Below are 16,852 nucleotides of genomic sequence, written 5' to 3' on the forward strand. Positions count from 1 at the left end.
ATTACTCCTTGCCTTGCGGCGTAGCCTTCGCCGGCTTTGGATACTGCTTGTTGATGTCGATGGGCTGTGCATAGACCGAGCTCCACGTTTGTTCATGCAGCGCGGCAATCCGCTGCGCCATGGCATCATTGCGCAGCACCACTTCCAGGTTGCGCGACAAGTCGAAATAGCCGCCCGCCCAGTTGCTCGTGCCGACCCAGGCCAGCTTGCCATCGATGCTCATGGTCTTGCTGTGAATCACGCGCGCAAATGGAATGAAACCGGTCGAAGCGGCAGGAATTGTCACGATGCGAATTTCCACGTTCGGCAGCAGGGCCAGGCTTTTCAGGTAAGCGATGGCAGGCGCTTCCGTGTTCCAGGCGGATACCATCAGCTTGATCTTCACGCCACGCTGGGCGGCTGCGCGCACGGCGTTGTCGATCACGGCGTAGTACGGACGCGTGCGGTTCGGGCCATACGACAGCGGCGCGTAATCGAGCAGCTGGATGCGCACCTCGCTTTTCGCTTCCGCCAGCAAGGCGGGCAAACCCGTTTCCGAATCGCCCACACCGGCCGGGTTATACGCATTCGGGCTGGCCAGCAAAAAGGCGTTTTGCGCGTAGTTGGCCGGCACCACCTTGCTGTTGAGCACCGTGGCGCGGCCGCCTTGCGACGTCAGCGCCTGGGCTTGCCAATCCTGTTCAAAAATCGCCTGCACCTGGCTGACCATGGCCGGCTCCGTGATCTTCAAGCCCGTCTCATGGATGTGCTCGAACGAGCGCCAGTCGAAATTCTGGCTGCCGATGTACGCCACCTGGCCATCGACGGCCAGGTATTTCGCGTGCACGATGCCATTGCCCGTGATTTTATTGAAATCGATCAGGCGCAAGTCCAGGTTCGGAATCGCCTTGATCCGGGCGATGGTCGCCGCGTCCGACAGGCCCACGCCCTTCTGGTCCAGCAGGAAGCGGATTTTCACGCCACGCTGGCCGGCCGCCGTCAAACTGGCCAGCACCTTTTCAAAAGCCGTGCCCGGCTTGCTGACGGCATAAAACTGGGCGATGACGATCTCTTTCTTGGCCGAATCAAACAGCTCGCTCCACACGGCGACGGGTTCGCGCAAGTCGGGATTGGTCAAGCTCGTTTCCACGGGCGAAGTGTGCACGAGCTCAAAGCCGGGAATGGTGAAATCGGCGTGGGCCGTGCCTGCGAACAGGGTAGTGACGAGCAGGGAAACAGATAAACGACGCATGGTTATTCCTTGTAGATTATTTGACACGCACGATGCGGCCGGCCGCCGTAGCGCTGCCAGCCGGCTTGCCAGCGCGCGCGCGGGCTATCAGGTAATTGCTGAAGGCGTCGATGTCGCGCACGCCCGTGTCGAGGCGGCGCGTGCCAGCTGCCAGCACCGTGAAACGGTCGCCTCCGCCAGCGAGGAAACTATTGGCGGCGATACGGTATTGTTGATTGTCATCAATAGGGCTGCCATTGAGCATGATGCTGCCCGGCAGCACACGCTGGCCCTGCGGCTTCGTGCTATCCCAGCGGTAGCTGAAGCCTCCCGATACCTGCAGCAGATTGTTGTCCTCCGCTTCGGCACCCGGCCATTGCTGTTCGAGCAAGGTACGGATTTGCGCGCCGGAAAGACTGACGACGATCAGGGTATTGCCGAATGGTACAACTGCCTGGTTCTGGCCCACGTTCGTCATCAGGTCGGCGCCCGCTTCCAGGTCCTTGCGGATGCCACCATTGTTCATCAGGCCGATTTGCGCACCTGCAGCGCGCGCGCCGAACAGGGTGCTGTCGGCCACCAGGTCACCCAGCGCGGAAGCGCCGCTGCCCTTGGTGCTGCGGCCCACGGTGGGCACGGCGATGGCGGCGACGGGACGCGACAATTCCGCCGCACTGCGCTGCTTCACCGATTCCAGGTAAGCCGCCACGGCCGGGTCCGGCTCATACATGCCTGGCAGCATGACGACGTTTTGCGCGCTGGCATTGATCAGCGCATTCTTGACGGGATCTACCTTGAGCTTGATGCGCGTCAGCATATGCCCGCCCATCTGTGCCTGCGTCACCAGCCGGCCATCGACGCGGCACAGATAACCCTGGTGCGAATGGCCGCTGATGACCAGTTGAATCGCCGGATCGAGGCGTTTCACCACGTCGACCACTTCGCCCTTCAGGTGCCTGCAATCGGCCTGGTCGACGGCTTCCTTCGTCTCGCCGCCCTGGTGCAGCAGCACGACGAACACGCCCACGCCCTGCGCGCGCAACTGCGGCAAGGTGGCGTTGATGGCGTCCGCTTCATCGCCGAACTGCAAGCCGGTGATACCGGCGGCCGTCACCACGGATGGCGTATCTTTCAGCACGGCGCCGATCAAGCCCACCTTGACGCCATGTGCCTCTTCGATGCGGTAGGCCGGCAGCAGGGACTTGCCCGTTTGCGTGTCGATCACGTTGGCGGCCAGATAGGAATAGCTGGCGCCCTTGAAGTCGGGCGTGAACTTGCATGCCTTGTCGGCGCGCGAGGACTCGCAACCGCCGCGCTGCTGGCGCAGCAATTCCGCCTTGCCCTGGTCAAATTCATGGTTGCCCACTGAACTGGCCTTCATGCCCAGCATATTCATGGCGACGATGCTCGGTTCGTCCGCCCACAGGGCCGACATGGCGGGGCTGGCACCGACCAGGTCGCCATTGCCGACAAAAATCAGCTGCGCGTCTTCGCGGCGCCATGCCGTCAGAGCGCCGGACAAGGTATCGATGCCACCCGCCTGCACCGTCTTGCGCTCGGCATCGGCAGCGCTCGTGTAGGTAAATTTGCTGCGTTCGAGGTTGCCGTGGAAGTCGTTCAGGGCAACCAGGTTGATATCGACGGGTGCCACGGCAGGCGTGGCGCAAGCTGCCAGCAGCAGGGTCAGGGCCGCTGCGGCGGCGAGTGGTGTCAGATGATGTTTCATGGTCCCCACATAGTTATCGTTGTAAAAAAAATCTATCTCTTCCGGGGGGGACGCCGCGCGCCGCAAGCCCATCCGAGCATTACAGGAAGGCAGAACATAAACGAAAAAACGGCCGGTGTCGCCACCAGCCGTTCGGAACGTCAGTCAAGCGTCGAGATTAGAACTCGTACTTGACCGTAGCCTGGATGGCCCATTGGGACTCACCCTTGTTTTGACGCACATCATAGTTTTCCACTTTATCGCGGACTTGGTAGATGTAACGGCCTTGAGCATCGAGACCTGCGAAATCAACAAAGCTGCGTGCCTGACCACCACCCGATTGGAAGCCGATTTCATTGATACGGCCCCACTTGCGGTTGATCATGTTACCGACGTTGAAGAAGTCCATCGTGAACACGCCTTTATTGCCTTTGAAGAAGCCTGGTACTTCCTGGCTGATACGCATATCGAAGCTGTTGGTCCATGGCGCGAAACTGCCATTACGGGAGACAACGCCACCAGCCGATTTTTTCAGATCCGGGTTGCTGTTGACGAAGGCCCAGAAACGCTCTTCATTTGCATGGTTGGTAGCGGTGTCATTACGGAACACCACTTCACCCGAACCTGGTTTCGATGGAATGTACATCAGGTCGTTACCCTGCACGCCGTCGCCGTTCAAGTCATTGTTGACGGTCCAGCTGTAAGGCTTGCCCTTGCGGCCTTCATAGAACAGGCCGAAGCTTGTTTTATAGGTGCCGAAGAAGCGTTTTTGCCAATTGATCATGGCGTTGAAACGGTCTTTCACCAGATAGCTCGAGTTCGATGCCACTTCTTCATTCGGATTGAAGATACCGCGGGCGTTGAAGTTCGAGTTCGAGACCGACGACGTCAGTGGCGACACTTCCGTTGCATCCGTGTAGGTGTAGGCAACCGACCAGCCGAAGCCTTTGGTCATTGGCTGGCTCAGCGACAGAGTCACGAGATTGCCTTCGCCCTTGTCCGTCTTCTTGGCAACGAGTACGTTGTTGTAAGCCGTATTTTTCAAAGCACGCGACACAGCGCCCGAGCAAACAGGACTGGCCGATGAGCTCAGCGAACCCGTGGCAGTCCAGCAAGCCGTATTGTAGGCGTTAGCCGAATAGTACAGATTACGTCCGTCCGTGCCAGTTGCCGTCGGCGTGCCCAAGTTCAGGTGCTCATAGTAAATCGCATCCTTGTTCTTGGTGCGCAGGTACTCGGCGCCGAAAACCAAACCCATCCATGGCAATTCATGTTCGAATGCCAGGTTGGCTTTCCAGATCGATGGCTGGCGCAGGTTCGGCGCCAGGAAGTCGACGTTGGCTGCGGCATCGCCCAGATTGGTTGGCTGCTTGTCAGGATCGGTGCTAAACAGACCACCTACAGTTGGACATGGTTTGAAGCTGCCACCGCAACCAACGACGCGGGTAGCCATGCCGGAGTTGGCAAATGGATTCGACATCCAGACGGTCGCTGCCGCACCCTGGAACAGGCCGGCACCGCCACGGATTTGCGTCGGACGGGCACTGTCAAACTTATAGTTGAAGCCGACACGCGGCTGCACCAAGGTCTGGCCATCAATCGTCTGGGTATTGTCCAGTCCAAAACCACCGGTTTGCGAAGTACCGCCCAAACCGGTGCGACCGCCCGTTGCCACACCTGCCACCATCGCAGCCGATGCGGCTGCATTGCGCGTAGGACGCTCGCCAATGGCGGCTTTATCCACGCGCACGCCGTACTGAACGGTCAGGCGTTTGTTGACGGACCACACATCTTGCAGGAACAAGCCATAATTTTTCAGGCTGAAATCGGCAGCGGCACCGTCAAGCGTACCGCCCGCGACGGGAATTTGCACCTGGTACGAGCTAGGACGGCCAAGGCGGAAGTTTTCCAGGATGGCTTGCTGGATAATCTCAGGCGACGAAGCGGTCGCACCGCCACAGGACACGCTGCCGAACGAATACTTATAGGTCGCAGAGCTATTCGTGCAATTGAATGTGTAGTTGCCGTAGATATTTTGGGCAAACAGGTTATACACATCGTTCTTGCTGTAGTCGCCACCAAACTTGACTTCATGATCGCCCAAAGCCCAGTTCGCGCCCAAATACGCATCCTTGGTCTTGGTGGTCAGTACGTTCAGCTGACGGCTCATTTCCGTACCGAAGTTCAGGAAACGGTTATCGGTAGGTACACCGGCTGGCGAGCCGGCAGGATTGGCGCCGCTAAACTGCAGGCCAATCGCAGGCAAGCGCGCGTTGTTCGTTGGCGTGCTTTCATAATCACGCGACGACACCTTGAACTCGGTCGAGAAAGTTGGCGTCCAGTCAGCAAACCATTGGCCAACAACAGTTTCGATCGTCTTGTTCTGTGTGTACCAGTAGGAATTGAGCGACAGGCCGGTGGCCGACACGCCAGGGAACATCGGTTCGGACTGGTCGGTTTTCGAATAACGGACCATGGCACGATGATTATCGTTGATATTCCAGTCCAGTTTTAACAGGGTATCGTTCACCAGCAGCTGGGTGCCCGCTGGGATTGCCGTGGTGCCGATATCCAGACCCGAGTAGTTATTCTTGGCGATCGCCTGAGCAGCGGCAATTGCTGCATCGGTAATACCGACATTGGTCTTGTTGCTGCCCAGTGGGCCAAACGATGGCGCCGTGCGCGTGCTTTCCAGGCGCTCTTTATTGGCGAAGAAGAACAGTTTGTCCTTGATCAATGGACCGCCGACGGTTACGCCCTTGGTGGTTTCGCGGAATGGCTCTGGGGCGCTATAGGTGTCCTTAGTATTATCATAACGATCACCAGCCATCTTGTCGTTACGGAAAACGAAATAGGCGCTGCCTTTGAATTCGTTGGTACCCGACTTGGTCACGGCATTGATATTGGCGCCCGTATAACCTTTTTGCGTCACGTCATAGTTGGCGACGTTCACTTGCACGGACTGGATCGCTTCGATCGAAATCGGTTGCTTGGCGGTCGGGCTGCCATTCGATTCCAGGCCAAAGGTGTCGTTCACGGCCACGCCATCGATGGTCATCGAGTTGTAGCGCGAGTTCTGGCCGGCAACGGACAATTCACCGCGCTCTTTGTCCGTTTGCGAAACACGCGGATCGGAGCGGGCGTAATCTTGCAGGTTGCGCTGGATCGACGCTTGCATGGCCAGTTCGTTCGCGCCAATATTGGTGCCCGCACCCATATTGCTGCGATTAAAGATCTGTGCGCGGGCGCCCGTACCAGTCACATTCACGACTTGCATCTGGGCGCCCAGGGTGGCGTCCACATTGGCCGTTTCGGCCAGTTCCAGGAACACGCCTTCGCGTTTTTCCACTTCACCATTCTTCGTGATGGTGATGGTGTAAGGACCGCCGGCGCGCAAACCGCGGGCGACGTAGCGGCCTTCCGCATCGGTCGTCACGTTGCTGACGGAACCCGATTCGGTATGCACGATGGTGACAGTGGCACCAGCCGCCGGCTTGCCGTCGGTGGCCGAGATACGGCCGCCGATGGAAGACGTAGTGTTCTGTGCGAACGATGGTGCCGCCGCCAGTGCAATAGACAGGCTGAACGCGATTTGCGTTAGCCGAAGTCGCTTGTGATTGATCATCTTTAACCCCAGAAAAGACTATTATTTTTGAAAATCCTGGATTGCCCCACCGCCCGGCTGCGCCGCACAGCAACACAAACACAACATTTCCTCTTTACGATACTGCAACTGTTACGCCGGGTGGACTGGCTGCTGGCCCTGACAAGACCTTGCACAAACGCCTTTCCACTCATCACAACCATCGATATTTCAAGCAATAACGGCGAGAAACGTATTCTCTTCCGTACAACACGGGGCGCTAGCACCTGTGTCATATACCCGCTCTGCCTACCCGGCTAACATGGCAAGCCGCGAGTGTAATTGTTAAATATTTCAAGACTGTGACACGGCGGCAAGAAGCAGGAAAATGTCGTCATTTATTCAATTGACTGTTCGCTTTTAGCCTGCATCTCACCTTTATTTACTGCAAATACCCATCTTCATACGCTATCAGCCATATGAATTGTGACTTTTTAATATCACACCAATCCCACTATGCATCATCAAAAAATGGATGACAAATACGATTTTTTTTACATATTTATATATTTTAAGTATAAATAGCATGTGGTAACTAGCTGCATTGATATCGTGTGACAGCGTCCGGGCTTATGGCGCGAGATTATAAATGAGCAATATGTACTTGAAATTGATTCATCCAGGAAATTGTATAAAGTCGTGCATCTGCCGTTAATTGTGTCGCATGGTCGCCACAAAATTAAAAAAATGACATTGATTGGATTTGAGACAGGAAATGGAAAACGGCCGGAAGATCCGGCCGCCCAAAGAGTATCAGTTGCTAACGTCATGCAACTTACGGTTTGCTGCTCTTTCCTGCCTTGTCGGCGGCGGCAATTTGCGCTTCAAAACGGGTAAAACGGGCATCGAGCGCTTTCAGCAAACGTTGCTTGTCCGCTTGCGTCAGGAAGGAATACCGCAGGCTGTTGTATGACAGCTTTTTGATTTCCGCATAATCGGTCTTGTACTGGCTGGCAAACAGCACGTACTCATTCGACAAGGTATTACGCGAGACGCCCGCGTCATCGGTGGAAATCACGAAGGGCACGCCATACTTGCGGTACAGGGTAATCGGATGGGACTGGCCCTTGATACCAAGAATGTAATCGTTGCTGGTCAGGTTAACTTCCACGGGTATGCCCCGCTCGCGCATCTTTTGCATGGTCGCCAGCGCATTGTTTTCGTAGGCGATATCCATGCCGTGGCCGATGCGGTCGGCACCCGCCACGTCGATGGCTTCCGCGATATGGAAAGCCATGCCTTCCGGCGGCACCATGCCCAGCGCCAGCTCGCCGGCGTGCAGGGCGATCTTGACGTTCGGATATTTTGCCTTGAGGAACTTGAACATTTCCATGTGCAGGCTGTAATCGCGCATGGACACATTCACGCTTTCCTGGCCCACGATATTCACACCCACCAGCAGCGGATTCAGGCTCGCTGCCTTGAATGCAGCCACCATGGACGAAAACACTTGCGATGGCGACAGGAAACGCAGCACATACGCCTGATAACGCATGGTGAAATTGGCGTCATCGATACCGGCGCTGCTGGCGTTCACGTTATCGTTATAGGCAGTGATGCTTTTCTGGAAGCTGGCGTCTTGCTCCAGGCTCTGCGTCCAGTTGGCCAGCACGGTTTGCAACGCCGCCGGTTGCAAGCCTGGCGCCAGCACTTGCTGGTCGAACTGCGCGTTCTGCACGAAGGGCGACAGCTCGAAAATCGTCTCGATGTAGCTGAGGTTTTCCGCGATGGCGCGCTGCTTCAGGGTTTTCAGGCCGTCCGCCGTATTGCTCGACGCCACGGGGCCAAAGTAGCCAAAGGTATCGAAGAAGGTGCGGTCCGGCGGCGTCTGGATGGCGCCGTGGTTATAGAAATCCTTGGTCGACCAGCGCTGCAGCAATTGCGCATACAGGCCCGCATCGGCAAACACTTCCGTGGACGACAGGCAGTCACGCTGCGCGGGCGGCTTGGCGCGTTCGGCCGCCACGACGTCCTTGTTGCTTTCGATGCGGTAGGTCGTCTTGTTGACGCAATAGTTTTCTTTGTCGACCCAGTCAAGAAATTGCTCGGCATAAATGGCTCCCGAGTAATGGTGATGCAAATCACCGCCCTTGGGCATCATGGAAAAGAACAGGCTCAACTCCGCTGTCTTCGGCTGCGCGCCCGCAACCAGCGCCGCAAAATGGCGCGCGGTGGCTGCTTCATTGGAAGACGGGGTAGCCTTGGCGGCATGCGCCGTTCCGGTCAATGCCAGCGCGGCGCCAAGCGCCAGGCCAGTGAGTTTCTTGTGCATTCGCGTTCTCGCTCAGGATAATTCGTATGGAACAACGGGTAGGTCAGCCCTGCCTCCGCACATGCACACATTGCCCGCCTGAATAGGTGGCGGCCACGGCCCGGTCGTCGCCCAGCAGCGCAAAGGCAAACAGCAACTCCTCCAGGCTTTGACAGCCTGCCGTGCGGCGCGCCAGCAGCGGCGTCGATTGTTTGTCGAGCACGATGAAATCCGCTTCCGTGCCAGCCGTGAAATTGCCCAGGGTGCCTTCCAGTTGCATGGCGCGCGCGGCGCCCAGGGTCGCCAGGTAAAACATGCGCAAGGCGGGCAGATAGCTGCCTTTCAAGCGTGCTACTTTATAGGCTTCGTTCATGGTTTGCAACATTGAGAACGAGGTGCCACCGCCCACGTCGGTGGCCAGCGACAGCAGCACGCGCGCCGCATCGGCCCGCTCGAAATCGAACAGGCCGCTACCGAGGAACAAGTTGGAGGTAGGACAAATGGCCGCCGCCGAGGACGTTTCCGCCATGCGCGCGCGGTCGCGCTCATCGAGCCAGACGCAATGGCCGAACATGGCGCGCGGGCGCAGCATGCCGTACTGGTCATACACATCGAGGTAGCTGCGCGCCTGCGGATGCAGTTCGCGCACCCAGCGGCACTCATCCTCGTTTTCCGACACGTGGGTTTGCAAATACGTATCCGGATAGGCGCGCGCCAGCTCACCTGCCAGGTGCATCTGCTCATTGGTTGAGGTGGGCACGAAACGGGGCGTGATCGCGTATAGCGAGCGGCCATGTTTGTGCCAGCGCCGGATCAGCTCTTCGCTTTCGCGCGCGCCGGACTCGGCCGTGTCGCGCAGGAATTCCGGGCAATTGCGGTCCATCATGACTTTGCCCGCCACCATGCGCAAGCCGCGCGCTTCGCTGGCGCCGAAGAAGGCATCGACCGATTGCGGATGCACGCTGCCATACACCATGGCCGTGGTGGTGCCGCAGCGCAGCAGTTCATCGAGGAAAAACTCGGCGACATTGCGCGCGTGGACAGGGTCTTCAAACGCGCGCTCGGTGGGGAAGGTGTACCTCTCCAGCCACGGCAGCAAACCGGGCGCGGGCGAGGCGATCATTTCCGTCTGCGGAAAATGCAGATGGGTATCGATGAAACCCGGCACGATCAGCTTGCCCCGGTAATCGACGATAGGCGTGCCGGGCGGCAAAGTCGCCTGCAATGAAGAGTAATCGCCGGCTGCCACGATCTTGCCATCGGCCACGATCAACAAGCCGTCCGCATGCCAGGCGTGCGCCTCCTCGGTGAAAGCAGGATCGGCGTGGAAGTGCAGCAAGCTGGCACGGTAGGCTTGCAATGTGGCAGGAACAATCGGCATGACTTCTTTCTATAAGGGGTGAATGGCGGCGCGTATTGGGCGGCGCATTGGCGCGCTGGCAGTAGCCAGCCGCAGCGGTGCGGCCAGGGCCGCGCTGGCGGCTTCCTCCCACACCATCAGTAATTGACAGGCCACGGAGGCGGCGATCACGGCCGGGGCCTTGTTGCGGATACCTGGCATGCCGATCGGACAGACCATGGCGGCAATGCGTTCGTCCGGCACGCCGCGCGCCTGCAGACGGCGCTCGAACTGCTTGCGTTTCGTTTGCGAGCCGATCAAGCCGAACCAGCCCACATCCGCGCGCTCCATGATGGCTTGCGTCAGGCGCTGATCCAGCGCATGACTATGTGTCATGACAAGAAAACTGCCGCCCGGAGGCGCCATCGCAACAAATTCCTCCGGCGCATCAGTGGCGGCGATGTGCACATTCGCTGGCAACCCCGCAGGCAATGCCAAGGGAAACAGGACTTCGCGCTCATCAACCCAGGTGATATTACAGGGCAAGTGGGCCAGCGCGCGCACGATGGCGGCACCCACGTGACCGGCGCCAAACAAGGTCAGGTGCGCGCGCGGCGCCAGGCAAGGGTCGACCAGCCAACGCCGTCCCTGGCCGTCCTGCGCCACATGGGTTGCGCGCTCACGTGAAAACGTATCGGGCGCCTGGGCTGGCATGCCGGCGATCAACGCGCCCGCCGCATCGAACAGGGCCGAGGCTGCGTCGCCATCGAGCGCCGTCAGGCGCCAACTATCCAGCTGGCGGCGCTCGCGCAAGGCGGCCAGCAACGCTGTCAGGCTGGCATCGATATATTCAAACGCCAGGTGGACGACGCCACCGCAACATTGTCCCAGGCTGGGGCCCAGCGCGAAACGCTCGAGTCGCGCATGCGTGTCGCCCGTGGACAGCATGGTCTTGGCAATTTCCACGGCGCGCAATTCCAGGTGGCCGCCACCGATGGTGTCAGCCTGGCCATTGAGGGTGACGCGCATCTTCGCGCCCGCTTCGCGCGGACCCGAGCCTTCCACCAGGGCCACCGTCACCAGCACGGATGCCTGCGCGTCGTTCTCGATTGCCGTCAACCAGTCGCTCATCATCTGCTCCTATGCGCTGACGCGCACCGCTTGCACGGCCATGACCGCATTGAGGATTTCCTCGCTGGTGGCCGGTGCATTCAGCGGTGGCTGCACGGTGTGATTTCCCACGCTGGAAACGGCGTCGCGGATGGCAAAGAACACGGAAAACGGCAACAGCAGCGGTGGCTCGCCCACGGCTTTGGAACGGTGGATGCTGTCTTCCACATTGCGGTTCTGGAATAGCTTGACGCGAAAATCTTCCGGACAATCCGAAATGCCGGGAATCTTGTATGTCGATGGGGCATGCGTCATCAGCTTGCCCGCCGCATTCCACCACAGTTGCTCCGTGGTCAGCCAGCCCATGCCCTGGATAAATGCGCCTTCCACTTGACCCAGATCAATCGCGGGATTGAGCGACTGGCCCGCGTCGTACAAGGCGTCGGCGCGCAGCAGTTTCCATTCGCCCGTCAAGGTATCGACCACCACTTCGGCCACAGCCGCGCCATACGCATAGTAAGAAAACGGATGGCCCGTCATCGTCTTTGCATCCCACGACAGGCCGGGAGTGGCATAAAAACCGTCCGACCACAGTTGTACGCGGGCCAGGTAAGCCTTTTGCACCAGCTCGGCAAACGGCACGACATGGCCGTTGACGTGGATATGGTTGTCGAAGAAACGCACAGTGCCAACGTCGGCACCATACAGTTTGACCGCGTAATCGGCCAGGCGTTCACGGATCTGGCGCGCCGCATCCTGCGCCGCCTTGCCGTTCAGGTCGGCGCCGGTGGAGGCCGCCGTAGCCGACGTGTTCACCACCTTGCTGGTGTCGGTGGCCGTGGCCCGTACTCTGTTCAGGTCCAGCCCCAGTTCGTGTGCCACCACCTGCATCACCTTGGTATTGATGCCCTGCCCCATTTCCGTACCACCATGATTGACCAGCACGGAGCCATCCACGTACACGTGCACGAGGGCGCCGGCCTGGTTCAGATGCGTGACATTGAAGGCGATACCGAATTTCAGCGGCGTGAATGCCAGGCCCTTCTTCAAAATAGGGCTGGCCTCGTTGTAGGCATCGATGGCGCGGCGGCGCGCCCGGTAATCGCTGCTCTCCTCCAGCTCAGCGACGAGCTCGTGGATCACGTTATCGACGATTTTTTGCCCGTACGGCGTGACATTGCGCCCCTCGGCATCGTTGCGGCCATAGAAATTGAGCAGGCGGATATCGAGCGCATCGCGTTGCAAATGGCGGGCAATTTCATCGATCACGTACTCGATGGCGATGGCGCCCTGCGGCCCGCCGAATCCGCGGAAAGCCGTATTCGACTGGGTATTCGTCTTGCCGCAGGCGGCGCGGATGTCCACGTCAGACAAATAATAGGTGTTGTCGAAGTGACAGACGGCGCGCGTGGCGACGGGGCCGGACAAGTCGGCCGAGTAGCCGGCGCGCGTGGTCATGTCGACCTTGGCGGCAAGAATCCGCCCGTCGTCGTCGTAACCCACTTCGTACTCATAATAAAAACAGTGGCGCTTGCCCGTCACCAGCATGTCGTCATCGCGGTCGGCACGCAGTTTCACGGGACGCTTCAGTTTCGCTGCCGCAATCGATGCCGCCGCCGCCCATAGGGCCGATTGCGATTCCTTGCCGCCGAAACCGCCGCCCATGCGCCGACATTCGACGGTGATGTTGTGCGAATGCACGCCCAGCGCATGCGCCACCACGTGCTGCATTTCGCTCGGATGCTGGGTCGAACACAACACCAGCATGCCTTGTGCTTCCTTCGGGATGGCGTAGGAAATCTGCCCTTCCAGGTAAAACTGTTCCTGACCGCCCACATATAGCTGGCCCTTGACCACGTGCGGCGCCTTCTCGAACGCGGCCTGGTAGTTGCCCCGCGTCAGCTGCATCGGCGGCAACACGTACGATTGCGCGGCCTTCGCCGCCTGCGGCGTCATGATCGCGGGCAATTCCTCATACGACACTTGCGCCAGGCGGGCGGCACGGCGCGCATGGTCATGCGTATCGGCCACCACGATGAAGATGGGCTGGCCCACGTATTGCACCAGTTCCGCAGCCAGGATGGGGTCGTCATGGATGATGGGGCCGCAATCATTGGTGCCAGGAATGTCCTGCGCCGTGTAGACAGCGACAACTCCTTGAGCACCACGCACGGCGGACAAATCCATGGCCGTGATGCGCGCGTGCGGATTTTGCGACAGGCCCAGCGCCGCATGCAAGGTGCCTTGCAGTTCGGCGATATCGTCCGTGTACGTGGCTTGCCCTAGCACATGCAATTGCGCCGATTCATGGGGACTGGGCTTGCCCACGGCGCTCCAGGCAGCCGCTTGCAGTTCGGGCGTGGCAGGATAGTTCATGCTGGTCCTTTCAGGCGCGGCAAGCGTAGGCGTTGACGGCAGTGCGCAGCAGCGGCGCACCGGGGCGTGTTTCCAGCCAGTAACGGCGCAACAGGTTTTGCGCCGTCGTCATGCGGTAGGTATTCGAGGCGCGCATGTCGGACAGCGGCGCGTAATCGTCGGCCAGCAAGCGCATGGCGATGACGAGGTTGTCTTCCGTCCACGCCTGTCCCAGCAAAAATGCTTCCGTTTGCGCGGCGCGTTGCGGCGTGGCCGCCATGCCGCCAAAGGCGATGCGCGCATCGATGATGCGCTCGCCGTCGAGCTGGAAGGCGAATGCGGCGCACACGGCCGAAATATCCTGGTCGAAGCGCTTCGCCAGTTTATACGTGCGGAACTGCACGTCGGCACGCGGCAAGGGCACGCGCACGGCTTCGACGAATTCGGCAGGCTGCAGATCTTTCTTTTGGTAAGCCAGATAGAAATTTTCCAGCGGCATCACGCGCTGGCCGCCGGGGCCACGCAGCACGATATCGCTACCCAGCGCAATCAGCCATGGCATCGAGTCGCCGATGGGCGAACCATTGGCCACATTGCCGCCCAAAGTACCCGCGTTGCGAATCGGCAAGGAGGCAAAGCGCTGCCACAGTTCCGACAATTCTTGCGGATAGTGCTGGCACAGCGCCGCATAGGCATCGTTCAGGCTGGCGCCAGCGCCGATGTGCAGCTTGCCGTCAACGATGCTGATGGTTTTCAGCGCGGCCACGTTGCCCAGATAAATGATGTCGCCGAGGTCGCGCAGCTGCTTGGTCACCCACAAGCCCACGTCAGTGGAGCCGGCCAGCAGGCATGCCTGCGGCTTTGCCGCGCGCAGCGCCACCAGTTCCTCGATGGTGCGCGGTGCGTGGAAGTACTGGCCACCGTGTTCATAGGTGGTCAGGCTGCCGCGCTGCAGCGCCCGCAATTGCTGCGCCAAGGCATCGCGGTCAAATGCGACCTGCGGCAGTTCACCCATGCGCCTGGCCGCATCGATAATGGGCCGGTAGCCCGTGCAGCGGCACAGATTGCCCGACAGCGTATCGTCGATTTCGCAGCGCGTGGGCGTCTCGCCGTTTTTCGCCAGATACATGCCCCACAGCGACATCACGAAACCTGGTGTGCAAAAACCGCATTGCGAACCGTGGCACTCGACCATCGCCTGCTGCACCGGATGCAGGGCGCCGTCGGGCTGTTGCAAGTCTTCCACGGAAAACAGGGCCTTGCCATCGAGGGTGGGCGTGAGTTGGATGCAGGCGTTGACGGCCTTCATCTCGACCTGGCCGTCAACCAGGCTGCCGATGACGACCGTGCAGGCGCCGCAATCGCCTTCCGCGCAGCCCTCCTTGGTGCCCGTGCAATGCAAATCCTCGCGCAGGTGCTGCAACACAGTCTGCGTAGGGGCGGCGTTGCGTACTTCCTGTACGGCACCACGGTAATAAAAGCGGATCGGTTCTGACATGCTGGCCTCGGTATAGTCCCAGTATAGGAGATTAACACCGGCATATGGGACAACTATATGCAAAGACTGATTTTACTTATCATTCAATATCAATACCATCAGCCAGTATAGGGATGCGTCGCATGCCAGTGTTCGGCGATATCGATGCGGCGCGCGATCCACACTTGCTCATGGCGCTGTACATAGTCGAGGAAGCGCGCCAGCGCTGCGGCCCGTCCCGGACGCCCCACCAGGCGGCAATGCAAGCCCACCGACAGCATCTTTGGCTGATTCAAGCCGTTCGGATCGCCTTCCGCATACAGCACATCGAAGGCATCCTTCAGATAATCGAAAAACTGCGTGCCCGAATTAAAGCCTTGCATGGCGGCAAAGCGCATGTCGTTCGTATCCAGGGTGTAGGGCACGATCAGCTGCGGCTGCACGGCCGGCATGCCGGCGGCATCCGTGTATGCCACTTTCTCCCAGAATGGCAAGTCATCGCCATAATAATCGGCGTCGTAGCGGAAACCGCCGTGCTCGACCACCAGTTTGCGCGTATTCGGCGAATCGCGCCCCGTGTACCAGCCTTGCGGGGCGGCTCCCGTCAATTCACGGATGATCTGCACGGCTACACGCATGTGTTCACGTTCCGTCGCTTCATCCATGTTTTGATAGGAAATCCAGCGCAAGCCATGGCAGGCGATTTCATGCCCCAGTTGCTGGAACGCGGCTACCGCTTCCGGATTGCGCTTCAGGGCCATCGATACGCCAAACACGGTCAGCGGCAGGCGCCGCTCCTCGAACATGCGCAACAAACGCCACAGCCCGGCGCGCGAACCGTATTCATAAATCGACTCCATGCTCAGGTGGCGCGCAGGAAAAGCGGCCGCGCCGATCATTTCCGATAAAAACGTTTCCGACGCGGGGTCGCCATGCAGCACGCTATTTTCCGCCCCCTCCTCGTAATTGAGGACGAATTGCAGGGCAATGCGGGCCTTGCCTGGCCATTGCGGATGCGGTGGCGTGCGGCCATAGCCGATCAAGTCACGTGGATAATGTTCGTAATTGTTCATGCGAAGGCGCGCCTATAGGAGGACAATGTTGGCTATATGCCCAATCATATAGCCGGGCGCAGTCGCCGGTATATGATTTGCACGATAAGCACATTCACTCACCCTATATACAGGATAGCAAATGGGAAAACTCAGCACGCATGTACTCGATATCGCCCACGGCAGACCGGGAGCCGGCGTCAAGGTGGCCCTGTTTTCAGTCGCGCCGGAAGGCAAAGTGTTATTGAAGATGGATATGACCAATAGCGACGGCCGCTGCAGCACGCCCTTGCTGGAAGGCGACAGCATGAAGGCGGGCCAGTACGAACTGGTATTCAACGCAGGCGACTACTTCGCCGCCCAAGGCCTCGACTTGCCTGCGCCCCGCTTCATCGACCTGGTGACCCTGGCCTTCGGCATTGCGCATACGGATGAAAACTACCATGTGCCGCTGGTGGTGTCGCCGTGGTCGTATTCAACTTATCGAGGAAGTTAAGCGACGTTCCACGACAAAGGCAGCGTGCAACGCTGCTTTTTTTACGCCTGCAAGCCTTGTCAGACAAAGCGCCAGACGAAAAAAAACCCCACCATTACTGGCGGGGTTTTTCTCTACTGCGAATAACAAGCCTGACGATAACCTACTTTCACACTGGTTGCAGCACTATCATCGGCGCAAAGTTGTTTCACGGTCCTGTTCGGGATGGGAAGGG

At 59.1% G+C, this 16,852-nt stretch carries 10 protein-coding genes; 1 reads left to right on the forward strand and 9 read right to left on the reverse strand.

Going from position 1 to position 16,852, the window contains the following annotated elements; translation table 11 throughout:
• Nucleotide 1: 1 nt before the first annotated feature.
• From ACQ4WN_RS18280 to puuE, 9 genes are all read right to left on the reverse strand, one after another.
• Nucleotides 2–1,231 carry a phospholipase D-like domain-containing protein gene (locus ACQ4WN_RS18280; protein ID WP_436552831.1) on the reverse strand — a complete coding sequence of 410 codons (1,230 nt, stop codon included), beginning with the start codon at nucleotides 1,229–1,231 and terminating at the stop codon, nucleotides 2–4.
• Between the two features lie 16 nt (nucleotides 1,232–1,247).
• On the reverse strand, nucleotides 1,248–2,936 hold the full coding sequence (locus ACQ4WN_RS18285; protein WP_436552832.1) for a bifunctional metallophosphatase/5'-nucleotidase: 1,689 nt from the start codon (nucleotides 2,934–2,936) through the stop codon (nucleotides 1,248–1,250).
• Nucleotides 2,937–3,093: 157 nt separating this feature from the next.
• On the reverse strand, nucleotides 3,094–6,540 hold the full coding sequence (locus tag ACQ4WN_RS18290; RefSeq protein WP_436552833.1) for a TonB-dependent receptor: 3,447 nt from the start codon (nucleotides 6,538–6,540) through the stop codon (nucleotides 3,094–3,096).
• A 793-nt stretch (nucleotides 6,541–7,333) separates the two neighbouring features.
• Nucleotides 7,334–8,830 carry an adenosine deaminase family protein gene (locus ACQ4WN_RS18295; protein ID WP_436552834.1) on the reverse strand — a complete coding sequence of 499 codons (1,497 nt, stop codon included), beginning with the start codon at nucleotides 8,828–8,830 and terminating at the stop codon, nucleotides 7,334–7,336.
• A 43-nt stretch (nucleotides 8,831–8,873) separates the two neighbouring features.
• Nucleotides 8,874–10,190: a guanine deaminase gene (gene guaD / locus ACQ4WN_RS18300; protein ID WP_436552835.1), complete on the reverse strand. Its 1,317-nt coding sequence runs from the start codon at nucleotides 10,188–10,190 to the stop codon at nucleotides 8,874–8,876.
• 9 nt (nucleotides 10,191–10,199) lie between these two features.
• Nucleotides 10,200–11,279 (reverse strand): xanthine dehydrogenase accessory protein XdhC, encoded by a 1,080-nt coding sequence (xdhC, locus tag ACQ4WN_RS18305; RefSeq protein ID WP_436552841.1) that lies wholly within the window; start codon nucleotides 11,277–11,279, stop codon nucleotides 10,200–10,202.
• A gap of 9 nt (nucleotides 11,280–11,288) precedes the next feature.
• Complete coding sequence (gene xdhB / locus ACQ4WN_RS18310) at nucleotides 11,289–13,634, reverse strand: xanthine dehydrogenase molybdopterin binding subunit (RefSeq protein WP_436552836.1); 2,346 nt, start codon at nucleotides 13,632–13,634, stop codon at nucleotides 11,289–11,291.
• 10 nt (nucleotides 13,635–13,644) lie between these two features.
• A complete protein-coding gene (gene xdhA, locus ACQ4WN_RS18315; RefSeq protein ID WP_436552837.1) occupies nucleotides 13,645–15,111 on the reverse strand; it encodes a xanthine dehydrogenase small subunit in 1,467 nt (488 codons plus the stop codon).
• Nucleotides 15,112–15,209: 98 nt separating this feature from the next.
• Nucleotides 15,210–16,163 carry an allantoinase PuuE gene (gene puuE / locus ACQ4WN_RS18320; RefSeq protein ID WP_436552838.1) on the reverse strand — a complete coding sequence of 318 codons (954 nt, stop codon included), beginning with the start codon at nucleotides 16,161–16,163 and terminating at the stop codon, nucleotides 15,210–15,212.
• Nucleotides 16,164–16,284: 121 nt separating this feature from the next.
• Here puuE and uraH point away from each other — a divergent pair, with 121 nt between their 5' ends.
• Entirely contained in the window at nucleotides 16,285–16,638 is a 354-nt protein-coding gene (uraH, locus tag ACQ4WN_RS18325) for a hydroxyisourate hydrolase (protein ID WP_436506778.1), read from the forward strand.
• Nucleotides 16,639–16,852: the final 214 nt, after the last annotated feature.

Origin of the sequence: Janthinobacterium pasteuri (assembly GCF_051380775.1) — a bacterium.
Classification (GTDB): domain Bacteria; phylum Pseudomonadota; class Gammaproteobacteria; order Burkholderiales; family Burkholderiaceae_D; genus Janthinobacterium.